Raw genomic sequence first — 22,756 nt, 5'->3', positions numbered from 1 at the left:
TTTTTTATGTGATTATTACATAGTTATTGAAAAGTTTGTTTTAATGGGAACATTGACTATTAAAGCGAAAAATATATGATGGACAGTTGGATTTCAAAATCTAGTGATGAATAGAAGAATTAAGAGATATTCTATAGATTTTATTGTCATTTGTACCGATTTATAAATTATAAAGGCTGTCTTATCACTTAAAAAATACATTAAGTTCAATAAAACTGCGGGGGAATAAATGTAGAAATCTACAAACTTGGCCTAAACTCAGCTAGCTGTGAAATAAAGGACAGTTTCCCTGTTCCTCTATTCAAGGGGAATCAGTTGAAAACTAAGCAACATTTGCGAACCATTCCCATGTTTTTTGCATGTTCTCTGGACAATCCTCATATGGATAAATGAGTGTTTTTTGTCTGAAAATATGGGGTGGTCGAAATGTTTGCTCGAATTGCTGCTGTTGTGCTTGGAGGCATGCTGCTGGGGATTGGGATTAATGGTTTCTTAGTTCCGCATCATTTACTGGATGGTGGAATTATCGGCCTTGCCCTAATTTTGCATTATTATTTTGATTTTCAAGCTGGACTGTGGTCGGCATTGTTAAGTGTCCCTCTTATTCTCTATGCATGGGCGAAAGATAGACCCCAGTTTCATGGCAGTGTTTACGGGATGATCGTGACTGCGATTTTTATTGATATATTGGCCCCTATTCAATTTTCCCTGCCGATCTGGGCGAGTGCTATTTTAGGAGGGGTGATTTGCGGAATTGGAGTTGGATTGATGCTCCGTAATAAGACTAGCACTGGGGGCACTGACTTGATCGCTTATTTCATAGCCCAAAAAACGCCGATAAATATTGGACTGCTTATCGTTTTAATGGATGTTTTCATTGTCGGACTAGGATCTCAGGTATTGGGCCTACAGAGTGTTTTGTTTTCCGGCATCACCATATTAACTGCGGGTGTCTGTGCGAATATCTGTTATGAAGGATTATAGAAACACCTGGGGTGGTTCGATAGTGTTAATCAATCGTTTGATTAATTGGGAAAGGCTGTTGTGAAGAGTTAGCCGAAAATATAATTTTAGCTGACCGATATATTAATTGTAAAATAATTTACAAAAATGGAGGTCATCTACAGCATGAGAAAACACATAATAGTATCTCTATTGATGGCTACAGGATTCCTATTATCAACCGTATCAATAACCGAGGCATCAACAAAAGTGATGTGGAGGAAAATGGGGCTAAGATCCGGACAAATTGGGAAAGTGACGATTTTAACAGATACGGCCATATGGAAGGTTAAAGGTGGGGTCCTGTCAGAAGACAGAAAACTAAAGAAGGGTCAAGTATATAGAGTTTATCGTTATGTAGATGTCGAAGACGGTTTGTATAGTGTGGGAGATGGAGACTTTGTCTTTTCCGGTGTGGTAAAGTATGAAACCCCATCTAAAGCGAAGCTAGCCCTTTTAAAGAAAAAAACACAGCGTTAGGTATTGAATTGTAGCTAAGGGGTTTTATCTCTTAGCTCTTTTTTATAGGTTTGGATTATTGTTGTGTAATCAGAAACTGCTTTGTCATGATGTGAAGCTCTTATTCTATAATCAGCTCAAGTTCAGACAAGATCCGAAGAAAAAGGCATGCTGGAGTCCGAAGGTGGTTCAAGTTCAGACAAGATCCAGAGAAAAAGGCAGGCACGAGTCCGAAGTCAGTTCAAGTTCAGACAAGATTCGGAGAAAAATGCACGCTCAAGTCCGAAGGTGGTTCAAGTTCAGACAAGATCCGTAGAAATAGGCACGCTCGAGTCCGAAGTCAGTTCAAGTTCAGACAAGATCCGAAGAAAAAGGCACGCTGGTGTCCGAAGGTGGTTCAAGTTCAGACAAGATCTGGAGAAAAAGACATGTTGGAGTCCGAAGGTGGTTCAAGTTCAGACAAGATCCGAAGAAAAGGGCACGCTCGAGTCCGAAGTCAGCTCACGTTCAGACAAGATCCGTAGAAAAGGGCATGTTGGAGTCCGAAGATGGTCCAAGTTCAGACAAGATCCGAAGAAAAAGGCATGCTGGAGTCCGAAGTCAGTTCAAGTTCAGACAAGATCCGAAGAAAAAGGCATGCTGGAGTCTAAAGTTAGCTCAAGTTCAGACAAGATCCGTAGAAAAGGGCATGTTGGAGTCCGAAGGTGGTTCAAATTCAGACATGACCCGTAGAAAAAGGCATGCTGGAGTCCGAAGTCAGTTCAAGTTCAGACAAGATTCGGAAAAAAGGCACGCTCGAGTCCGAAGGTGGTTCAAGTTCAGACAAGATCCGTAGAAAAAGGCATGCTGGAGTCCGAAGTCAGTTCAAGTTCAGACAAGATCAGGTGAAAAAAGGAGACCTGAGTCCGAAGTTAGTTCAAGTTCAGACAAGATCCGTAGAAAAAGGCACGCTCGAGTCCGAAGGTGTTCCGAAATTAAACTACCCACATCCAATTCCTCACAAATGCTGTAAAAATAGTAATGCGTACTTGATCAAATTCTACTTAAAACCCAAAGTACACAAGCACGTTTCCTCTTTATTTTAACCACTAAAAGAAGTTGCTAAAAACCCACCCCTGAATTACCATTTAATTAGGAATAAAAAACCAATATGAGGTGAGCCATTATGCCAAAACGCGCATTAATTAATATTGACTACACAGAAGATTTCGTCGCAACTAATGGAGCTTTAACATGTGGAGAGCCGGGGCAGGCACTAGAAGATAAAATAGTCGATTTAACGAAGGAATTTATCTCAAAAGGGGACTTTACTGTATTTGCTGTTGATGTCCATGAGGAAGGAGACCCCTTTCATCCAGAAACCAAGCTATTTCCTCCACATAATATCCGACATACAAGTGGCAGAGATTTGTATGGTGCACTAAAAGAACTGTATGAAACGAATGAAGGATTGGAAAATGTATACTTTATGGATAAAACAAGATATTCGGCATTTGCCGGAACGGACCTAGAAATGAAATTACGTGAGCGTGGAATTGAAGAGATTCATTTAGTAGGGGTTTGTACCGATATTTGTGTTCTCCACACAGCGGTAGATGCTTATAACAAAGGGTTTAAAATGGTTGTTCATAAAGAGGCAGTTGCATCCTTTAATCAAGCAGGGCATGAGTGGGCTTTAAGCCATTTTGAAGGATCGCTTGGAGCAACGGTTATTTAGTTTTATATAGTGCTAGGCAATGCTTGAAAAATGTAAGAATAAGTTAATCCTAAATACAAAGCCATAACAGGGGTGAAGCAGTGAAGAAACTATTGTTATTGCCATTTATGCTTTTGCTGCTAATGGGATGCAATGTTAACGATGGTAAATTGACATTTTCAGAGATTAATCCAGAAAAAGCAAGTGCCACAGTGAAAGACTTTATTACTCAGATGGAAATAAATGAAGATGGAACAGGGAATGGGATTTATATACTTAATGTTAAGAAGGATAAGTTTTATTTGTTTTTAAGCCAGGAATTTCTTGATAAAGGGAAGAGCTTTGGTTCAATCGATGTGAAAGAAGAAGAGGACACACTTACTATTTATTTGAATGAGCGCTCTGATAAAGGGCAGGAAAATCAAGTGATGCAAAAATTATACGAAATTCACCGACCGAAAGACTACGAGTTCCTTCGTGTATTTAAAAATGGCGAAGAAACACATATCCAAACTGTAGGGGCCTAATTGTCTGGCGCTAATCGTGGAGAAAGACCTTACAGATCTGAATGTACCATAGCTAAGGAGATTTCTCTTAGCTTTTTTTGGCTACAAATGTTCGTCTATCTTAAGAGAATGAACAGCGTGACAGGGAGCTTTTCTCCAATCTTGTTACCTATATCAAAGAAGAGATGAAATTTGAACATGCTCACATATCTATGTATACGGATAAGGATTTTTAATAGAAGTGGATGTCATAATGAAAAAGGATCAACCTTCCCATCAGGAAGATTGATCCTTTTTCATGTAGATTAATAGAATCTCTTAAACCCATCAAAATGCTTCTGATAGTAAGCATCACTAAGCTTCGTAATCATTACACCTTTGGATGTGCTGGCATGAATAAACTGGTTATCGCCCATGTAAATGCCCATATGGGAAATTCCTGGTTTATACGTATTTTCAAAGAAGACTAGGTCCCCAGGCTGTGGAGTATCCACATAATAGGAACGGCTATAATAGCCCTCAGAAGAAAGGCGATTAATGGTTTTCCCCGCTTTGTTAAATACATAATAAATAAATCCGCTGCAATCAAAGGCATTCACGCTAGCCCCGCCATATAGGTAAGGAGTACCGATGAGCTTGATTGCCTCATCTAATAAAGGCATACCCGTATTCGTTACTTGCTCGTTAGCCTCGGGCTTTTGCTCAGTTGCAGGTTGCTTTCCTTGGCCGTTGACTGCCAATGATTGACCAACATAAATTAAATCAGATTTTAAGTTGTTTAAGGTTTGCAGCTGCTGAACCGTTGTTCCGAATTGAGAAGCGATTCGTGATAGGCTATCGCCGCTTTTTACTATGTATGCTGTCTGATTACTATTTCCAGAAGGGGCAGGAGTGGGTGCAGGTGCTGGTAAGGATTCTTCCACCACAGGTTCTTTCGATGGAGCTGTAGAAGAAGCAGATACCTTCAAACTTTGCCCTGGATAAATAATGTCTGATTTTAAGCTATTCCACGCAATGAGATCAGTTAATTTGATTCCATGCTTCGCAGCAATTTTGCTAAGATTGTCACCTTGAACGACTGTGTAGGCTTGTACAGTTTGAGTCAGAGCGGAAGCGGCTGCTGCTGTTTTCGGAGCAGTGGGGGCAACGGCTTTCGCAACCTTTAGCGTTTGGTTATTAGCTAAGAAATCTGTTGTTAGATTGTTTAAAGATTTAAGCTCACCAATTGTCGTATTGTGCTTTTTAGCAATGCTAGAAAGGGTATCCCCCTTTTGTACCGTGTAGGTAGAAGCAAAGGCACTCGTTGTAAAGCTTGCTGATAATAGAGCAGCAGTTGCAAAAGTTGCGACTTTTTTCTTCATTCTTCTCTCAACCCTCCCAAAATAATCTATATTATGCATATTCTATCATACAAAACGACACCTGACACCATCAGCGGACAAAATTTACTAGTTTGTATGAATATAGTGGACATAATTTGCTGGTTTGTATGTGTACAGTGGACATTTTTAAGAAGGTAGTAAATTTGTGGGACAGAGGGGATAGGGAATCTGCCCCATTTTTTCCCTGGGAAAGATTGCAGCTATCTTATAAAAATCGAACACACCTATTAATCAAACGTTTGATTAGTAGGTGTGTTCGTATGTATTGCTTATAAAGTAAGCATTCAATAAAAGAGAACTGCTTTTATCTTTTTTACATAACCTCTGAATCCACAAGGATGTAAATGTTGTATAATAATAAAGAGGAGGTGAGAAAAAATGAACGAAGAAAAAATTGAAAGTATGTTATCTCAATTAATTACAATGGTAGGAACCATGCATTCAGATCAGCTGGAGATGAAGCAGGATCAGCAAGAGATGAAACAGGACATACAAGGAATAAAACAGGATTATCAAGAGATGAAGCAAGACATGCAAGAAATGAAACGGGACCAGCAAGAGATGAAGCAAGACATGCAAGAAATGAAACAAGACCAACAAGGACTCCATTTTAAAATAGAAAAGATGGAAACGAAAAGTGAAGAGCGTCATCAAGAAATATTGGCCCGTTTCAAAGTGCTGGAAAATGACCAAGATTTTATATGGGAGAAAACGGCACGGAATGAAAGGGATCTGGCTAACATAAAACGACAATTAAGTTAGTAAGAACAATATTTTTCCTCATTGTTTTCCACGAAATTATTTTTTCTTCTATAGAAATGAACTCCATCTTTATCGCATTCTGCAAACAAACACATGGATAATTCATAAAAAAGGTAAACAAAAGGAGAGCCGATCCAGTCAAGATTGCTCTCCTTTATATATGGCTTAAGACTTTTACTCCTGCGACTTCTTCAGCCTTCCAGCCTTCTTAGCGGCATCACGAAGAAGAAATTCTATATGGCTATTTACGCTTCTAAAATCATCAGCAGCCCACTTTTGCAAAATCTCATACAGTTCAGGGTCTAAACGTAATGGAAAACTTTTTTTCTTAGACATAGAGCCCACTCATTAATATAGTGTCCCCGTATTAATAACAGGCTGGGCTGGTTTTTCTGCTACAATGGCTACCAATAAATTATTAACCATTTGGACTTTGCGCTCATCATCTAACTCAATTGTTTTATCCGCTTCTAACTGTCTAATCGCCATTTGTGCCATTCCAACAGCACCTTCAACGATTTTTTGTCGAGCTGAAATAATGGCTGATGCCTGTTGGCGCTGCAGCATCGCTTGGGCAATCTCTGTTGAGTAAGCAAGGTGTGTTAATCTTGCTTCAATCACTTCAACCCCAGCAACATTCAGTCTGTCTTGTAAATCAGCTGTCAATTCATTGGAAACCTCTTCTGCATTCCCTCTTAATGTAAGATCAGCATCTTCAAACGTATCATAAGGATATTTCGTTGCCACATGGCGAATGGCTGTTTCACTTTGAATCTCAACAAATTCCTCATAATTGTCTACATCAAACACAGCTTTAGCCGAATCGACAACTTTGAAAACAATGACCGCAGCAATCTCAATCGGATTTCCTTCCACATCGTTTACCTTTAAGCGCTTGCTATTAAAGTTTCGAACCCTTAATGACACATTGCGACGCAGTGAAAGCGGCACAGTCAAGTATAGTCCATTGTTGCGAATCGAACCTAAATACTTACCGAAAAAAGTAACGACAGCTGCCTGATTTGGCTGAACAATTGTAATTCCGCTTGCCAAAAGGACAGCTACAACAAGTAATGGAATGGCAACGACAAATAGCTCTTGGCTAATTAAAAGCCATACACCAAGTCCAAGCAGCACGATGACTGATAAAATCCCAATAAAACCATTAACCTGAAAGACGTTTTTTTCTTTCATTTTAATCACTCCTCTCAATATCTAACTTATATTATTATGATATCACTTTTAGGAAAAATTGTAAAATGTTTTTTCTGAAAAATAGATGTTAAGTAATGAAAGCTAGGACTTTAATATAAATTTTAGATAAATCCATCATTTTGCCTATTTTTTAAAATAGTATAAAAATTCATAATATTCTATTGACTTACATTGAAGGCAAGACCTATACTTTTAAAAGAAGTGTTGGCTTCAAAAAATACCAATGAAGAAGTTAAAACATCAATCAAAGGAGGCAGAGTTTATTGAAGGATCAAGAGGAATTCATCGAGGATAGCAGGTTTGCTCAATGTGATAAGGAAATGCGGGTGACGATGTGGTTATTTGTGATTAACATTCTTCTTGTAGGTGGGGTATCCCTATGGATTGGCCTTAACAAACCAGCAGCTTCCATGAGTTATATTCTTGGCTTTCCCGCTTGGTTTTTTTGGGGTGGACTTGTAGGGAATGTGATTTTCTGTATTCTTCCTTATTTTATGGTGAAGTTTTTTTACAAGGATATGTCTATTGAAGCAGAGGATGAAAGGTAGGTGACGGTTTAATGAAATGGGATGTTCTTATACCGATATGTCTTGCTTTAATTGTTACCTTTGCAATCGGGATTGTACTGCATAAGCGTTTAAAGGTCAAGAATGCAAACTTTCAGGAGGATTACTTCATTGGCGGCAGATCTCTCGGACCGTTAGTATTAACATTTACTCTCCTAGCATCGGCTGCAAGTGCGGGTACATTTATAGGATCGCCAGGTGTTGCTTATAATTCCGGTTTTAGCTGGATTCTTATTCTCCTGACGCAAGTAGGGATGGGTGTATATATTTTAGGAATACTCGGGAAAAAATTTGCCATTGTGGCAAGAAAGATTAATGCAGTTACATTAACAGACTTTTTTAAAGAAAGGTACCAAAGTAAAGCGGTCGTGCTGGGGAGTTCGATTGGGATTATTATTTTTATCAGTGCGTATATGGTTGCCCAATTTGTAGGGGGAGCGCGGATTTTAGAATCCATTACAGGATTGCCTTATAAAACGGGGTTAATGATTTTTGGTCTGGCTGTTGTTCTTTATACAGTATATGGCGGGTTTAGGGCTGTCGCAATAACGGACGCTATTCAGGGGATCATTATGATATTAGGCGGAGTCTTGCTTTGGATCTTCTTTTTTATTAAGACAGAGGGTTTTAGCGGATTAATTGGACAACTCGTAACAGAACATCCAGAAATGGTAGAATTGCCTGGACCATCAGGGGCAACACCGTTAATGCTGTTTTCTTATTTTATGCTCTTTGGGATTGCTGCCATTGGGCTGCCGCATGCATCTGTCAGAGGAATGACTTTTAAAAATACGGAATCCATGCATAAATCAATTATTTACAGCGGGCTTATCATGGCGCTTTTTACCATTTTCTTTGCCACTCTTGGCCCATTTGTAAAAGTATTATATCCGAATTTATCCGTACCTGATATGGCGTTGCCAACACTTATCCTGGATATCATGCCTGGATGGGTGGCGGGAATCGTATTATCAGCTCCGCTCGCTGCCATTATGTCGACGGTCAACTCCATGCTGCTTGTAACTAGCGCCTCCGTTGTAAAGGATATTTATTTGAATTATATTAACCCGAAAGCCAGTGAAAGAAAGATTGCTAAACTATCATATTTTACGACTCTTATTATTGGTGTTGGCGTTGTATTATTCGCCTTAACGCCTCCAGACTATTTGCAATTTATTGTGGTGTATGCAATAGGCGGGCTTGAAGCAACTTTCTTTGCTCCAATTGTATTCGGTCTTTATTGGAAGAGAGCGACCACATGGGGTGCGATTATTTCGATGTATGCAGGCTTAATAAGCTATATCTTGCTCGGAGAATTATTTCCAAACCCATTTGGGATGCAAACGATTGTTACTTCGACAGCTGTTTCAATCTTTTTAATGATTGCTGTCAGTTACTTATCAAAAAGACCATCACAAGAAGTCATTATTAAATTCTGGGGTTCGCAAAGGGCTGCAGCAAATAGTGGGAATAGGTCTATAAGCTAGTTCTTATTTTCTTAAGAGAAGAATCAACCTATTAGGAGGATGCTATATGTTTGATACGATTATTAAAGGTGGACAAATCTATGATGGAACGGAAAATCCTTGGACGAAATCGGATATTGGTATTAAAGACGGTGTGATAAGTAAAATAGGCGATTTAAGCCTACAAGAGGCAAAGCAAGTAATTCATGCAGAAAAACTAGCTGTAAGTCCTGGTTTTATTGATACGCATGTGCATTCTGATCTGCTTTGCATTAAACCAGAGATTCATAAAATAAAAGTCTTACAGGGAGTCACAACAGAATTGTTCGGGCAGGATGGGATCTCGGTTGCCCCCGTATCGGAAGCAACAAAACCGCTCTGGCAGAAGCAATTAAAAGGATTGAATGGAGATATTGGCGATTGGCCGTGGAATACGATTGAAGAGTACCTTCAGTTTTTGGAAGATTCAGATATAGCGGGGAATGCCACCTATCTTGTGCCGCATGGAGCTGTCCGGACATTGGTGATGGGGTTTGAAGGGCGAAATGCCACGAAAGAAGAAATGGCAAAAATGAGAGAGCTTGTAGAAGAAGGCATGAAACAAGGGGCTGTTGGGTTATCATCAGGTCTTGTCTATCCGCCTAACGTTTTCTCCTGCAAAGAGGAATTAATAGAGATCTGTAAAGGAGCAGCAAAATATGATGGATGTTTTGTTGTTCACATTCGAAATGAGAGCAATCGATCACTAGAGGCATTAGAGGAAGTTATTGATGTGGCTAGACAATCTGGGGTGCGGTTACATGTGTCTCATTTTAAAGTCGCTGGGAAGATCAATCGTTCAAAATACGAGAAAGCGCTAGACAGAATGGACGAGGCGAGAAAAGAAGGAATCGAAGTAACCTTTGATCAATATCCATATACTGCAGGTTCTACTGTTTTTCATGCTATCTTACCTCCTTGGATGCATTCTGGCGGAACAGCTGAACTGCTGGAGAAGTTAAAGGATGCTGATATACAGGCACGTATTAAAGAGGATCTTAGGAATAACACTGATTATGAAAACTGGGTGCTAAACTGCGGATGGGAAAATATTACACTCACCTCTGTTTCCACTGAAAAAAATCGCTGGGTTGAAGGAAAGAATATGGTTGAGATTGCAAATTTACTAGAAGTTGAACCAGCTGATGCAGCATTTAAGCTTCTTCTAGAGGAAAACGCTGGGATCACCATGCTAATCCACTGGGGGGAGGAAGAGGTAATTACTGGAGGAATGCAGCATCCTTTACAAATTGTAGGTTCTGATGGGATTTTTGGAGGGAAGCCACATCCACGTCTATATGGCACGTATCCAAGAGTATTAGGCTATTTTGTAAGAGAGAAACAAGCCCTTACGCTTGAACAGGCTATTCGAAAAATGACAGGGGCGCCTGCACAATTGCTTCGTCTGAAGAATCGGGGTTTGCTGAAAGAAGGATTTGCAGCAGATATTGTTATATTCGATCCGCAAACGATTAAAGATAATGCCACATATGAGGAGCCCTTACAAGAACCATCAGGCATTCATTATGTATTTGTAAACGGGCAATTGGCTGTTGAAGAGGGAAAATACTTAGGAGTAACCGCTGGTCAAGTGATAAGACGAGAGTCTGAATATGCTACAAACGTTTCAATATAAAGAGCTCACAGACCTGGAATGTTTATAGCAAGTGGTTAGGCTATTAAAATCATGATGTTGTTATGAGGCGCTATTGGATAATAAAGGCTCTCCAGAGAAAAAAATCTCTGCAGAGCCTTATTTTTTATTTCTTCAAATGGTTAAAAACTAGTATTAATAGGTAATTCAGATTCAGACAATTTATTCAACGTAGCAACGATAACGATTTTCCCTCTATCAAGCTCTTCTTCATATTGCTCCGCTTCGGATGAAGTTAAACCGAGATTTTCAAAATGGCTTCGAAGCTCATTTCCTCGTGACTTAAATATGTTTGCAACGGTGTCCATCATTCCTTTTTCCTCTAAATCCATGCTTTGAGTAAGTGTATCATCCGTTAATTCTTTGGAGTAATCTTTATCATGTGCAAAAACATATATTTGTTCCTTCGAATATCCTTCAGCAGCTAGTTGAGATATTTTTTCCTGAACATCCAGAACATTATTGGCAACAAGTACTTTACGCATAACTATCATCCTCCAAAATTATTTTTTATTATTCAGTTGTCTTCTATGTACTTACCTTTTTTGATAGATTTGAAACATTTTTCATAGAATAAAGAGTGTCTAAATTAAATTTGATAAAAATAAAATATAATACTTGAAAGTAATATAATTAACAATATAATTAAAGTAATAAAGTCGTATTTTGTATAAATACGGCAAAAAAGTGATTATCAAGAGATTGAATGGGAGGGTGTGAATGAATGAAAAGAAAATTTTTATTAGCTGTTGTTATGGGAATCTTATTATTTTTAAACGGAAATGAACTGAGGCATATCGCTGCAGCAGATGGAAGTTCAACGATCGAACGGCATGTGGGGGAAATTCGGCTATTTCCATATAGAGATTTTCGAATGATGGAAGATGGCTGGGAAGAGTTAAATGGTCTGCAGAAGGTGCAGCAATTTAACCCAGATTTATATTCAGTCATTGGAACAACATTTGGCGGAGATGACTTCTCCTATTTTTTGCCTGATTTAAGGGGAGCGAATCCATTGCCAAATATAAATTATATGATTTCGATGAAGGGATCATTGCCAGGTTCGGCTGATATTCAATCCTATGCAGGGATGATGCTATATCCTGGAAAATTAAATAATGAGTTCACTGAAGCGAATGGGGATGGAAATACACCTGACCTTCGGAATGCGAGCCCACTTCCAGGCATAAAGTACTTTTATACGGATGACCAGAATGACTCGAATGTGTATATAGGAGAAATTCGTCTCTTTAAGAAGGAAGATATGAAAGATACAAAAGGCTGGCTGCGATGTGATGGTGCAGAGCTGAAGATAGAAGAGCATATCGCATTATATTCACTTATTGGAGATAGATTTGGCGGAAGAAAAGGTCAATACATGAATATTCCTAATTTAATAGATGCAGAACCCTCAGCAGATGTTTCTTATTACATCTCAATAAATGGGGAATTTCCGGGAGACAAATAAATGAAAATACTAGGGAATCGGACACATTTAATAGAGAAATTAATAACAAAAGCAGTACTTCTAGGGCTGTTCTTAGCGTGTATCCTCCTATCTGTTCATCTGCCGGCAGCAATGGCAAGCACAGAAAATATTGCTAAGGGAAAACCAGTTGAGGCGAGTAGTTATGTAGCTCCTTATAGTCCAGAAAGAGCTGTAGATAATGATTTGAATTATACGAGCCGCTGGTATGCTTCCGGAGAAGAAACCTACTGGATTAAGGTGGATTTGCGATACTCATCCATTATAACTGGCTGGGAGCTAACTAATTTAATGACCGATGATCTTATGAATAACGGGCTCATTGTAAGCCCAGCTGACTTTAAGCTTGAGGCAAGCACAGACGGTGTGAACTGGTCAGAAATTGATCGGATGAATGGCAATACGAAGGCGAATCATACCAAGACAGTTCCGGCGACTAGAGCCCGATATGTAAAGCTAACGATCACAAAAGGAAACAATGTGAATCATTTATGGACATCGATTAAAGAATTAAAAATATTTGGCACGCAGGAAATTGATCTCCCTAAAATTGATGTGGGGAAAGGGAAAATATTAAATACTTCACAAAAATTCCAGTATAGCTTGGATTCATCTAATGGGTTAGATGGGGAGTGGATTGATGCAAAAGAGGGAGAAACAACAGGGATCGTTTTTAAACCAGGAAAAGTGTTTATTCGTGAGAAAGCGAATCCTCAATCACACAAGCTTCTTATAGATATACCTGAGCCAAGCAACCCTCCAAATGTCATCTTAGAAGAAGGTGGCGGAGAAGATGAATATGTACTAAAAAATGCAACTGAACAGATGGAATATAGTCTTGATCAAGGGAAAAGCTGGTCTAAAGTAACAGCTGAATTAGCTGCGGGTGCTGAGAAGATCAAGCTTTATTCGGATACGGATGGTGTCATGGTAAGAGTAGCCGCGACTGAAAAGACGCTCGCTTCTAAAACAAATCAATTATTTCCAGCAGGAAAAGCAACCATTTCATCCAATCTTCCATTAGTAGAAAATACATTAGACCAAAGTGAAATTACTGTTCAATTAAGTGGAGATTCTTTTAAAAGTCAAGAACTAAGTAGTGATGATTTTGAACTCATTGACGGCCCAGCTGGTTTAATAGTGGAAAGTATTCGGAAGATGGATAATAGGACAGTAACGCTGCTGTTATCCTTTAATGGAACTGATTTTAGTCAGGACCATCAATTAAAAGTGAAGGTTTTAGAAACAGCAACAATATCAGGTCAAGAGTTACTCTCAGTTAACTCCTTGATAGTTACTGCTTTCCAGACATCAAGTTCAGTTACGCTATCCCAAGATGAAGAGATATGGGAGGGAGAGGAAGACGGAAAGAGCATCATCGTTTCAGTAGAAGGCAATCTGTTTATGGATACTCTAAATGCAGCAAATTGGAAGGTTCTGAATTTGCCTCTGGGTGTTTCCGTTGATCAAATTATTAGAGTAGGCCCTCATTCTGCCAACATAGTTCTCAAAGGGCAATCTATTCAAGACTATCCAGGTGATATTCAAAATGTAAGTGTTAGTATAGCAGGTGAGGAATTTATTCATCCGATTGTCGGAGATAAACTTATTGCAAGCAGTGGGTTTTTGCTTAGAAGTATCATCGATTACTCTAAGCAAATTGAAAAAATTGAATTCGATCAGACGTCATATAAGCTTCTAAAGGATCAAACTGTTCAGCTTCATGTGTTTGCAGTGGAACAAAGTGGTGATAGGAGAGACATTACAAGATTTGTTAAATTTTTTGTGCAGCCGATCGATGGGGGAAATATATTGGTTGATTCTGAGGGATTGCTAAAAGGGATAACTGCCGGGAAAGCAAAGATGGTCGCATCGTTTGGTTTGCAGTCAGCCATTATTGATGTGGAAATTACTGAACTGATTCCAGATCCTGATCCAAAGCCAGATCCCGGTCCAAAGCCAGGTCCTAATCCAAACCCAACTCCAGAAGATAAATATATAAATATTGTCTCACCAACCGATGGCAACGAAAGAGTATCGACTGAGATAAATGGAAACAAGCTTTTGCTTAATAAAAAAGACATACCCGCATTAAGAAACAAAAAAATCGTTATTGAAAACTCTATAGCTAATGGAGATATGTTAATCATTCGTTATGCACTTGCTGAAAAAACTGCAAATGAAATGGATGCCCCAGTAATCATAGAGCTGAAAGAACAAGTGAAAAAAGTTGTTGTTCTCTATGATGATCAGCCCTATGAATATTTCCAGCCTAGCTTCAATGTTTCTCAAGATCGCCAATGGATGATTGAAATGAATATTCCTATTGATCCAAAATCAGTGAACAATGATAGTCTATCGATTATAAATTCAAAGGGAGAGGCTATTCAATTGACGTTTAAGGTTAGTGATAATAATAAGGTAATTACCCTTATACCAGGTGAATTATTTAGAAGCGGAGAAATATACATCTTAACATTAAGTCAGGAGCTAAAAACACCTGCCAGCAAACCATTAAAAGTTCCAGTAAGAATGGTATTTACAGTGCAGTAATGCTCCGTTAAATCATAAAATGATCTGTTAATAGAATTAAAGGAACAGAAAAGGAGAGTGGATCCCTAGACCACTCTCCTTTTTAAATTTTATTAAAAAATATTAACGTAATCCTAAACTAGTCTCAAATAAAAAAGTTCTCCGAATTAAATCTATCATAGTTATCTCTTCTTTTTTTAAATTCTTCTATATCAATAACGGATACCCCTGCAACAATGGTATTAACGAGTGAGAAAACAGCAGGTGCTGAATCAATTGTCGACCTTGGCGAAAGGCCGATTGGGAATAGAACATCTGAATGCTCCGAAAGCGGCGAAAGGTCCGAGTCCGTAATGCCGATGACAAATGCCCCTTGTTTTTTTGCTGCCTCTGCTAACTTGAGAGTGGAAGGTGTATAGCGGTGAAAGGCAATAGCAATTAGCGTGCTCTCGCTATCGAGCTTTGTGATTAAATGGTTGATATCATCAATGCCCGGCTGAATAAGCTGGGAGTTCCCACGAACAATATTAAGTGTAAAGGAAAGCCAATGAGCTACGGCAAAGGAGGTCCTCATGCCAGTGACTAAAACCTTGTTGGATTGATAAATTCTGTCTACCGCGAGCTGAAGGTCCTCCTCCTTTATATTTTCTTTCATTTCCTGAATATGTGCTTGGTGCTGCTGAAAGTTCTGTGCAAAAAAATTAGGTTTATTGACTAATTCCTCTTTCCCTGCTTGATATTCATGCAGGCTGCTCTTCTGGAAAATTAAAAAGCTTCGAACCTCATTTTGCAGTTCACTATAGCCGCTATACTCTAATGAGTAACAGAACCGAATAACGGTTGTCTCACTTACGCCAACTTCTTGTCCTAGTTGACTTGCTGATTTCATGGCGAGAGCTTGTGGGTTATCTAGTACATATTTCCCTACTTTTTTCATTCCCGCTGATAAAGAAGAATACTTGTTTTTTATTCTTTCTTTAAAGTTGATCATATAAATGACTCCTTCAGGACGATTCATCAATTACATTTACGATGACTTTTAATAGTATGAGCCCTATTTAAACATCGAGCTTTTCTTTTACATTACCATTTTCAACGGATAACTGGCAATCAAGATTTCAATAATAATAATTATTGCAAATTGACAGAATATATGATAAATTTGTCCAAAGTATAAACTTCATAGTGTTCAAATTAGAAGTATAGGCTTTATTTTTAAAGAGTCAAGGGTGATATTCTTCTTTATTTGGTCACTGGATGTTAGAGAAATGGAATATCAATAAGGGGGTCTAGAAATGAAGAAAATAAGTTTACTATGTTTAATGTTACTTTTGTCATTTACCTTAATGGCTTGTTCTGCAGAGGAGTCGGGGACAGATGATAAAGGCGGGGAGGCTGCGGTAGGAGGAGAACTGCAGGTTGCTTATAATGCACAGCCCCCAACACTTGATCCGTTGTTAACGACAGCTGTAGCAACAAGAGATGTAATGAGACATGTCTATGAGACGTTGGTAACGGTTAATCAAAAATTTGAAGTGAAACCGATGCTGGCAAAGTCTTATGAAGTAAGTGAGGATGGCAAGATAATTACTTTTGAATTAAGAGACGGTATCAAATTTCATAACGGGGAAGAGATGCTTCCTGAGGATGTTGTTGCCTCCATGAACCGATGGAAGGAGTCAACAACACTTGGCAAATCGTATTTTGCTGATGCAGTCTTCTCTTCTTCAGGTGAAAAAACAGTCGTTTTAGAAATGAAGCAGCCCTTGTCTACAGCCTTAGCGATGCTTGCTGATCCAGGCCAGGCAGCAATTATTACGCCAAAGGAAATCAATGAAGCTGCTACTGAACAGGGCATTACCGAGTATATAGGGACTGGCCCATATAAGTTTGTAGAATGGAAAACTGATCAATATGTTCATTTGGAAAAATTCTCAGATTACCAATCGCTAGATTCAGAAAGCAGTGGCTTGGCTGGGAAAAAAGAAGGCTTTGTTGATGATATCTATTTCCAATTTGTAACCGATGCTTCTACTCGTTTATCAGGGATTCAAACAGGAGAATATGACATTGCGAATGCGATCCCGTTTGATAATGCGGAGCAATTGGAAGCGAATGAAGATGTTGTTAACCACATTGACCACAATGGATTTAATGGATTGGTATTTAATAAGAAGGCAGGCTTCTTTGCAGATGTAATTGCACGTCAAGCTGTGAATGCTGCTTTGGATGAAGAAGAAATTTTAATGGCTTCGTTTACAAATGAAAACTTCTATGAATTAGAACATGGTCTAATGATTAAAGACCAAGTTGAATGGTACAGCGAAGCGGGAAAGGATCAATACAACCAAAATGATCCGGAGAAAGCAAAGCAATTATTAGAAGAAGCTGGCTATAACGGAGAAGAGATTGTCATTCTGGCAAGTAGAGATTATGAGGATCACTACAATGCAGCCGTTGTCGTTCAGCAGCAGCTTGAGAAAATAGGGATGAAAACGAAGCTGGATGTTTATGATTGGGCGACAGTCCTGCAAAGACGTGCAGATGAGAAAGCCTATGATATTTTCGTAACGGGCTTTCCGACAGAGCCTATTCCTGCGAAATATGTATTCTTAGATTCTGCTAATCAATGGCCGGGATGGACGAATAGTCCTGAAATGGATCAATTGCTAGATCAAATTAATACAGCCTCTTCACAAGAGGAAGCACAAGAATATTTTGCACAGCTTCAAGAGGAATTCTACAACTACTTGCCAATGATTAAATTTGGCAATAAGACAACGATTACTTCTACTCGTTCGAACATCGAAGGGATGGGCTTCTTGCAAGGCGTTACCTTGTGGAATGTGCAGAAAAAGTAACTAGATTTATAGAGGGGTGAGTTACCTGTGAAAGGATATATTCTAAAACGGCTATTATCGCTTATACCAGTGCTTTTTGTAGTAGCTGTTGTTGTGTTTCTGATTATCCATATCACTCCTGGTGATCCGGCTTCGGTTATGCTGGGTCCGGAAGCGAGTCCGCGTGAGGTAGCCGAGCTGCGCGAGGAGCTCGGCCTCAACCTCCCTCTGTACCAGCAATTTACGAGTTGGCTTGCTGGAGTCGTGCAGGGTGATTTTGGATGGTCCATATTTATGAACGAGCCTGTGCTTCAATCATTTTTCTCCCATTTAGGCCCAACACTGTCTCTAGCGATTTTCGCACAATTGCTTGCGGTAGTGCTCGCTATTCCATTTGGTGTTATAGCGGCAAAAAGAAGAGGCACGATCATTGACCAGACGTTTATGGGTGGATCGCTAATCGGCATATCTGTCCCAAGTTTTTTATTAGGACTTTTATTAATTCTCCTCTTTGCCGTTCAATTGCGATGGCTGCCTGTAGCAGGCTATAAACCGTTAGATGCTGGCTTTTTCCTGCATATACGGTATTTAATCCTGCCTGCGATTGCCTTAGGAGCCATGCAGGCTGCACTTATTGCCCGTATGACAAGATCATCGATGCTCGATATCCTTAACGCTAATTACATAAAAACAGCGCGTTCAAAGGGTTTAAAGGAAAAAATCATCATTTATAAGCATGCATTAAGAAATGCGTTTATACCAATTTTAACAGTCATCGGACAAACGTTTGGAACGCTGGTAGCAGGAGCGGCGGTTGTTGAAACAGTTTTCAATATTCCGGGCATCGGCCAGTTAATTGTTAACTCTGTTGAACGGCGTGATTTTGCTGTTATTCAAGGGACCATCCTTCTTGTGGCGATTAGCTATGTATTAATTAATCTTGTTGTTGACTTGCTATACGGGGTGATAGACCCACGCGTTCGTCTAAATCGAAAATAGAAAGGAGGCGCTCATTATGCAAACAACAGTGGTGAGGGAACAGGAACTATCCCAAGTGAAAAGTCATATAAAGAAAGAACGCAGGCAGTTGCTAATAAGGCGTTTCCTTTCCAATAAACTAGCGGTTACTGGAAGTGTCATCATTGTCATTATTTTGTTATTCACTTTTGTCGGTCCATTGCTTGCCTCTTATGATCCATATGAATTGGAGGCAAAGCAGCGGCTATTGGAGCCTAGTGATGCACATGTTTTTGGTACAGATAATTACGGACGAGATTTATTCAGCCGGGTTGCATATGGGGCGAAAGTATCGATAGGCGTAGGGTTCTTCGTTGCCATTATTACTTCAATCCTAGGGATGATTATTGGTCTTTATGCAGCATACTATCGCTCGCTGGATAATATTTTAATGAGGCTATGCGATGGGCTCATGGCTTTTCCCGCCATTTTATTAGCGATTGCCATCATGGCTGCTTTAGGGCCGAGAGTGGAGAATGTCATTATTGCTCTAAGCATCGTGTTTACACCATATGTTGCTCGGACGGTCCGCTCCTCTGCACTTGTCATTAAAGAACAAACATATATCGAAGCATTAAAAGCACAGGGGGCAGGAGCGACAAGAATCATTTGGGTGAATATCGCTCCGAATGTCATTTCGCCTTTAGTTGTACAAGCGACATTTATCTTCGCAGATTCGATCATTACGGAAGCTGCTTTGAGTTTTCTAGGTGCAGGAATCCCAGCGCCTGCCCCAAGCTGGGGGAACCTTTTATATGATGGAAAAATGGTTATTTTTAATGCGTGGTGGATGACCGTTTTCCCTGGAATCGCCATCATGCTTACTGTATTTGGTCTTAACCTGTTTGGGGATGGTCTTCGTGACCTATTAGACCCTCATAATAATAAAGCGAAAAAATAACGGGAGAGGAGGGGGAACGATCATGGAAACGAAACTTTTGGAAGTAAAAAATTTAAAAACACATTTCAATACGGAGCGTGGGCGTGTCACTGCAGTTGATGGGGTATTCTTCACTGTGTATGCTGGAGAAACAGTTGGTGTGGTAGGGGAATCCGGGTGCGGAAAGAGTGTAACAGCAGAGTCCATTCTTCGCTTGCTTGATGAGAAATCAACAGAGTACGAAGGGGAAATCCTATACAAAGGAAAGAATTTGTTAACCTCTACTATTAATGACATGCAGTCTGTAAGGGGAAATGATATCTCGATGATCTTTCAGGATCCGATGAGCTCTTTAAATCCTGTATACACAGTGGGGAATCAGATTGTAGAATCCATTATGCTTCACCAGAATGTAAATAAGAAAGAGGCTTATGAAAAGGCAACAGAAATGCTGAGGTTAACAGGCATTCCCTCACCAGAGAAAAGAATTCACGAATACCCACACGAGTTATCTGGCGGGATGAGACAGCGGGTAATGATCGCGATGGCTCTGTCCTGCCAGCCCAAGCTGCTTATTGCTGATGAACCAACAACAGCTCTGGATGTCACTACACAATCACAAATTCTGGATTTGATAAATGAATTAAAAGTGAAGTTTAACATGGGTACGGTCATGATAACGCACGATTTAGGGGTAGTTGCAGAAGTTTGTACAAAGGTAGTTGTGATGTATTTAGGACAAGTCATTGAAGAAGCGGATGTTCGATCATTGTTTTCTTCCCCTTATCATCCCTATACGGATGGGCTACTTAAATCAATCCCGCAATTAACTGGGGATCGCTCTAAAAAACTGCATGTCATCGAAGGGAAGGTTCCTACGCTGCATCAAATTCCAAAAGGCTGCCGATTTGCTCCTCGATGCGCATTTGCAAGTGAAAAATGCCATGAAGAGATGCCTGAACTTGCACAGGCGGATCATAGCCGTAAAGTTAGGTGCTGGCATTACAAGGAAATATTCCAGGCGGGGGAGGAGGGTCCATATGTCAGTGCAGCAGATTCCTATTGAACAGCCACTTTTAGAGGTGAGAAATCTAAAAAAATACTTCCCTGTAACGAATTCACTTGGCAAGGTGACAGGACATGTACAAGCGGTAAATGATGTTTCTTTCCATATGAAAAAGGGAGAAACCTATGGCTTAGTAGGTGAATCGGGGTGCGGGAAAAGTACAACTGGACGAACAGTTCTGCGCTTGATTGAACCTACAGAAGGAGAAACGCTATATAAAGGAGAGAATATTTATCAGCTTAAGGGAAGAAAGCTTCTAGATATGCGCCGGGAATTACAAATGGTCTTTCAGGATCCCTATTCTTCTCTTAATCCAAGAAAAAGAATTGGCCATATTTTAGAAGAAACATTGAAAATCCATCGCATCGGCAGTAAACAAGAAAGGATGGACCGAGTGATGGACATGTTAAATAAGGTTGGCTTCCAATCTGAGCAATATTTCCGCTATCCGCATGAATTTTCAGGTGGTCAAAGACAGCGAATTGGGATTGCGAGGGCATTGATGGTTGACCCGAGTTTGATTATTTGTGATGAGCCTGTATCAGCACTAGATGTTTCCATCCAGTCACAAGTGCTGAATCTTTTGGAAGAAATTCAGGATGAATTTAATTTAGCGTATCTGTTTGTTTCCCATGATTTAAGTGTGGTTCGCCATATAGCCGATCGTATAGGAGTAATGTATTTAGGGCAAATGGTGGAGGAAGCCTCGACAGATGAGTTATTTGCTCAACCGCTGCATCCGTATACACAGGCTTTGTTATCAGCTGTTCCGCTGCCAAATCCAACGATTAAGAGGGAGCGGATTACACTAAAAGGAGAAGTGCCATCCCCGATTAATCCGCCATCAGGATGCGTATTTCATACTAGGTGTCAGCATGCAACCGAGATTTGTAAGAAGAATGTCCCTGTTAAAAGGGATGTTGCACCAAACCATGCTGTCGCATGTCATCTTTATGAATAGGCCAACGGCAGGTCAAGGGAAGATTCTGAAATGAATAAAGAAAATAGAATAGCATAGCTAAGGAGGAAGTAGCATGCTAGAAACTTTAGATAATAGCAAACTGAAAGTCCAAATCTATGAGATTTTTGATTATCTCCATCAACATCCAGAGGTTAGCTGGAAAGAATATAAAACGACTCAATATCTTGCTAATTTGCTAGAAGCATTTGGCTGTAAGGTTACTACATTTGAAGACTGTACAGGGGTAGTAGCGGAAATCGGAGAAGGAGACTTTACCGTTGGTCTTCGTTCAGATATGGATTCCTTATGGCAGGAGGTAGACGGGATCTGGCAGGCAAATCATTCCTGTGGACATGATGCCCACATGACAATGGGATTGGGTGTCATGATGATGCTGAAGAAAATGGATGTTAAGCTTCCAGGCAAAGTGAAATTTATCTTTCAGCCAGCTGAAGAAAAGGGGAATGGCGCATTAAAAATGCTTGAGAAAAAAGTAATGGATGATGTTGATTACTTATTCGGTGTACATTTGAGACCGGAATTGGAGGTTCCAAATGGGAAGGCCGCACCAGCTATTGTCCATGGGGCAGGGCAATTTATTACAGGTAAAATTATCGGGGAAGACAGTCATGGAGGCCGTCCTCATTTAGGAGCGAATGCCATTGAGGTTGGATCCGCTTTAGTTGAGCAGATGAAAGGGATTTATCTAGATCCGATGATTCCCTATTCGATCAAGATGACCAAGTTTATCGCTGGTGGAGATAATGGCAATATTATCCCGGGTTCCGCTCAGTTTGGTCTTGACTTGCGCGCACAGTCTAATAAGGTGATGGAACAGCTAGTGGAAAAGCTGGAGAAAATCATCGGGAACCTTTCAGACCTTTACCAAGTTAGCATTACATATAAGACCGAGGGGGAAATCGTAGCAGCTCAAGTCAATGAGGAAGCCCAATCCATCATGGCTGAAGCAATTAAGGAAGTCATCGGAGAAGAGAATTTAGTTCCGCCTAGTGTCACATCTGGCGGGGAGGATTTTCACTTTTACAGTGTAAAGCGTCCTGAAGTGAAAGCAACAATGCTCGGACTTGGCTGTGGTTTGAAGCCAGGATTGCATCATCCCCATATGACCTTTGATCGCGAAGCATTATTGACTGGAATAGAAATTTTAACCCGATCCTTACTTAAAACTTTTGAAAAAAATGGTTTGGGATTAAAAGGTAACTAAAA

Annotated in this window: 22 protein-coding genes; 17 read left to right on the top strand and 5 right to left on the bottom strand. The window is 39.9% G+C overall.

The window, feature by feature from the left end; genetic code table 11:
* Positions 1–426 precede the first annotated feature (426 nt).
* The 5 genes from AN957_RS24685 (at position 427) to AN957_RS24660 (ending at position 3,684) form a co-directional block, all read left to right on the top strand.
* Positions 427–984: a YitT family protein gene (locus AN957_RS24685; RefSeq protein WP_075209256.1), complete on the top strand. Its 558-nt coding sequence runs from the start codon at positions 427–429 to the stop codon at positions 982–984.
* 144 nt (positions 985–1,128) lie between these two features.
* The gene (locus AN957_RS24680) at positions 1,129–1,482 is read left to right on the top strand and encodes a hypothetical protein (RefSeq protein ID WP_053478639.1); all 354 of its coding nucleotides are present in this window, start codon (positions 1,129–1,131) and stop codon (positions 1,480–1,482) included.
* A 423-nt stretch (positions 1,483–1,905) separates the two neighbouring features.
* Entirely contained in the window at positions 1,906–2,193 is a 288-nt protein-coding gene (locus AN957_RS27930) for a hypothetical protein (protein ID WP_156341164.1), read from the top strand.
* Between the two features lie 433 nt (positions 2,194–2,626).
* On the top strand, positions 2,627–3,178 hold the full coding sequence (locus AN957_RS24665) for a cysteine hydrolase family protein (protein ID WP_082446748.1): 552 nt from the start codon (positions 2,627–2,629) through the stop codon (positions 3,176–3,178).
* A gap of 80 nt (positions 3,179–3,258) precedes the next feature.
* The gene (locus AN957_RS24660; protein ID WP_056686667.1) at positions 3,259–3,684 is read left to right on the top strand and encodes a hypothetical protein; all 426 of its coding nucleotides are present in this window, start codon (positions 3,259–3,261) and stop codon (positions 3,682–3,684) included.
* 284 nt (positions 3,685–3,968) lie between these two features.
* Here AN957_RS24660 and AN957_RS24655 read toward each other — a convergent pair whose 3' ends face one another.
* Positions 3,969–5,024 (bottom strand): C40 family peptidase, encoded by a 1,056-nt coding sequence (locus AN957_RS24655; RefSeq protein ID WP_053478646.1) that lies wholly within the window; start codon positions 5,022–5,024, stop codon positions 3,969–3,971.
* Positions 5,025–5,423: 399 nt separating this feature from the next.
* Here AN957_RS24655 and AN957_RS24650 point away from each other — a divergent pair, with 399 nt between their 5' ends.
* On the top strand, positions 5,424–5,807 hold the full coding sequence (locus AN957_RS24650) for a hypothetical protein (RefSeq protein WP_056686664.1): 384 nt from the start codon (positions 5,424–5,426) through the stop codon (positions 5,805–5,807).
* A 174-nt stretch (positions 5,808–5,981) separates the two neighbouring features.
* Here AN957_RS24650 and AN957_RS27260 read toward each other — a convergent pair whose 3' ends face one another.
* Both AN957_RS27260 and AN957_RS24645 read right to left on the bottom strand, forming a co-directional pair.
* Complete coding sequence (locus AN957_RS27260) at positions 5,982–6,143, bottom strand: type II toxin-antitoxin system antitoxin (RefSeq protein ID WP_075209255.1); 162 nt, start codon at positions 6,141–6,143, stop codon at positions 5,982–5,984.
* 12 nt (positions 6,144–6,155) lie between these two features.
* Entirely contained in the window at positions 6,156–7,001 is an 846-nt protein-coding gene (locus AN957_RS24645) for an SPFH domain-containing protein (protein ID WP_056686662.1), read from the bottom strand.
* 284 nt (positions 7,002–7,285) lie between these two features.
* On the opposite strand from AN957_RS24645, the gene AN957_RS24640 reads away from it, so the two are divergent.
* From AN957_RS24640 to AN957_RS24630, 3 genes are read left to right on the top strand one after another with little or no spacing between them, the layout of a single operon-like run.
* Positions 7,286–7,570: a DUF997 family protein gene (locus AN957_RS24640; RefSeq protein WP_053478649.1), complete on the top strand. Its 285-nt coding sequence runs from the start codon at positions 7,286–7,288 to the stop codon at positions 7,568–7,570.
* Positions 7,571–7,581: 11 nt separating this feature from the next.
* Positions 7,582–9,075: a sodium/pantothenate symporter gene (gene panF, locus AN957_RS24635; RefSeq protein ID WP_053478650.1), complete on the top strand. Its 1,494-nt coding sequence runs from the start codon at positions 7,582–7,584 to the stop codon at positions 9,073–9,075.
* Between the two features lie 46 nt (positions 9,076–9,121).
* Complete coding sequence (locus tag AN957_RS24630; RefSeq protein ID WP_056686659.1) at positions 9,122–10,729, top strand: N-acyl-D-amino-acid deacylase family protein; 1,608 nt, start codon at positions 9,122–9,124, stop codon at positions 10,727–10,729.
* Positions 10,730–10,869: 140 nt separating this feature from the next.
* On the opposite strand, the gene AN957_RS24625 is transcribed toward AN957_RS24630, so the two are convergent.
* On the bottom strand, positions 10,870–11,232 hold the full coding sequence (locus AN957_RS24625) for a YflT domain-containing protein (RefSeq protein ID WP_053478652.1): 363 nt from the start codon (positions 11,230–11,232) through the stop codon (positions 10,870–10,872).
* A 239-nt stretch (positions 11,233–11,471) separates the two neighbouring features.
* On the opposite strand from AN957_RS24625, the gene AN957_RS27480 reads away from it, so the two are divergent.
* Complete coding sequence (locus tag AN957_RS27480) at positions 11,472–12,215, top strand: tail fiber protein (protein WP_056686657.1); 744 nt, start codon at positions 11,472–11,474, stop codon at positions 12,213–12,215.
* The gene (locus AN957_RS24615; RefSeq protein WP_056686654.1) at positions 12,216–14,786 is read left to right on the top strand and encodes a discoidin domain-containing protein; all 2,571 of its coding nucleotides are present in this window, start codon (positions 12,216–12,218) and stop codon (positions 14,784–14,786) included.
* A 124-nt stretch (positions 14,787–14,910) separates the two neighbouring features.
* Here the strand turns inward: AN957_RS24615 and AN957_RS24610 are convergent, their stop codons facing one another.
* The gene (locus AN957_RS24610; protein WP_053478655.1) at positions 14,911–15,756 is read right to left on the bottom strand and encodes a MurR/RpiR family transcriptional regulator; all 846 of its coding nucleotides are present in this window, start codon (positions 15,754–15,756) and stop codon (positions 14,911–14,913) included.
* Between the two features lie 304 nt (positions 15,757–16,060).
* Here AN957_RS24610 and AN957_RS24605 point away from each other — a divergent pair, with 304 nt between their 5' ends.
* The 6 genes from AN957_RS24605 to AN957_RS24580 all read left to right on the top strand — a co-directional run bounded on the left by AN957_RS24605 (position 16,061) and on the right by AN957_RS24580 (position 22,754).
* A complete protein-coding gene (locus AN957_RS24605) occupies positions 16,061–17,626 on the top strand; it encodes an ABC transporter substrate-binding protein (protein ID WP_053478656.1) in 1,566 nt (521 codons plus the stop codon).
* A gap of 27 nt (positions 17,627–17,653) precedes the next feature.
* On the top strand, positions 17,654–18,604 hold the full coding sequence (locus AN957_RS24600; protein ID WP_053478657.1) for an ABC transporter permease: 951 nt from the start codon (positions 17,654–17,656) through the stop codon (positions 18,602–18,604).
* A gap of 16 nt (positions 18,605–18,620) precedes the next feature.
* A complete protein-coding gene (locus tag AN957_RS24595; protein ID WP_053478658.1) occupies positions 18,621–19,523 on the top strand; it encodes an ABC transporter permease in 903 nt (300 codons plus the stop codon).
* 22 nt (positions 19,524–19,545) lie between these two features.
* A complete protein-coding gene (locus tag AN957_RS24590) occupies positions 19,546–20,568 on the top strand; it encodes an ABC transporter ATP-binding protein (RefSeq protein WP_053478659.1) in 1,023 nt (340 codons plus the stop codon).
* The gene (locus AN957_RS24585) at positions 20,543–21,529 is read left to right on the top strand and encodes an ABC transporter ATP-binding protein (protein WP_053478660.1); all 987 of its coding nucleotides are present in this window, start codon (positions 20,543–20,545) and stop codon (positions 21,527–21,529) included. The genes AN957_RS24590 and AN957_RS24585 overlap by 26 nt, the downstream gene beginning before the upstream one ends.
* 73 nt (positions 21,530–21,602) lie before the next feature.
* On the top strand, positions 21,603–22,754 hold the full coding sequence (locus AN957_RS24580; protein ID WP_053478661.1) for a M20 peptidase aminoacylase family protein: 1,152 nt from the start codon (positions 21,603–21,605) through the stop codon (positions 22,752–22,754).
* Positions 22,755–22,756 lie beyond the last annotated feature (2 nt).

Source organism: Cytobacillus solani (assembly GCF_001420595.1).
In the GTDB taxonomy this organism is placed as follows: Bacteria; Bacillota; Bacilli; order Bacillales; family Cytobacillaceae; genus Cytobacillus; species Cytobacillus solani.
Note: the sequence above shows the minus strand (reverse complement) of the source record. Positions and strands in the feature narration are given on the sequence as shown.

Bases quoted from the DNA above. Each gene is read 5' to 3' on its own strand.
- AN957_RS24685 (WP_075209256.1), top strand. From the start codon at position 427: ATGTTTGCTCGAATTGCTGCTGTTGTGCTTGGAGGCATGCTGCTGGGG.
- AN957_RS24680 (WP_053478639.1), top strand. From the start codon at position 1,129: ATGAGAAAACACATAATAGTATCTCTATTGATGGCTACAGGATTCCTA.
- AN957_RS24665 (WP_082446748.1), top strand. From the start codon at position 2,627: ATGCCAAAACGCGCATTAATTAATATTGACTACACAGAAGATTTCGTC.
- AN957_RS24655 (WP_053478646.1), bottom strand. From the start codon at position 5,024: ATGAAGAAAAAAGTCGCAACTTTTGCAACTGCTGCTCTATTATCAGCA.
- AN957_RS24650 (WP_056686664.1), top strand. From the start codon at position 5,424: ATGAACGAAGAAAAAATTGAAAGTATGTTATCTCAATTAATTACAATG.
- AN957_RS27260 (WP_075209255.1), bottom strand. From the start codon at position 6,143: ATGTCTAAGAAAAAAAGTTTTCCATTACGTTTAGACCCTGAACTGTAT.
- AN957_RS24645 (WP_056686662.1), bottom strand. From the start codon at position 7,001: ATGAAAGAAAAAAACGTCTTTCAGGTTAATGGTTTTATTGGGATTTTA.
- panF (WP_053478650.1), top strand. From the start codon at position 7,582: ATGAAATGGGATGTTCTTATACCGATATGTCTTGCTTTAATTGTTACC.
- AN957_RS24630 (WP_056686659.1), top strand. From the start codon at position 9,122: ATGTTTGATACGATTATTAAAGGTGGACAAATCTATGATGGAACGGAA.
- AN957_RS24625 (WP_053478652.1), bottom strand. From the start codon at position 11,232: ATGCGTAAAGTACTTGTTGCCAATAATGTTCTGGATGTTCAGGAAAAA.
- AN957_RS27480 (WP_056686657.1), top strand. From the start codon at position 11,472: ATGAAAAGAAAATTTTTATTAGCTGTTGTTATGGGAATCTTATTATTT.
- AN957_RS24615 (WP_056686654.1), top strand. From the start codon at position 12,216: ATGAAAATACTAGGGAATCGGACACATTTAATAGAGAAATTAATAACA.
- AN957_RS24610 (WP_053478655.1), bottom strand. From the start codon at position 15,756: ATGATCAACTTTAAAGAAAGAATAAAAAACAAGTATTCTTCTTTATCA.
- AN957_RS24605 (WP_053478656.1), top strand. From the start codon at position 16,061: ATGAAGAAAATAAGTTTACTATGTTTAATGTTACTTTTGTCATTTACC.
- AN957_RS24595 (WP_053478658.1), top strand. From the start codon at position 18,621: ATGCAAACAACAGTGGTGAGGGAACAGGAACTATCCCAAGTGAAAAGT.
- AN957_RS24590 (WP_053478659.1), top strand. From the start codon at position 19,546: ATGGAAACGAAACTTTTGGAAGTAAAAAATTTAAAAACACATTTCAAT.
- AN957_RS24585 (WP_053478660.1), top strand. From the start codon at position 20,543: ATGTCAGTGCAGCAGATTCCTATTGAACAGCCACTTTTAGAGGTGAGA.
- AN957_RS24580 (WP_053478661.1), top strand. From the start codon at position 21,603: ATGCTAGAAACTTTAGATAATAGCAAACTGAAAGTCCAAATCTATGAG.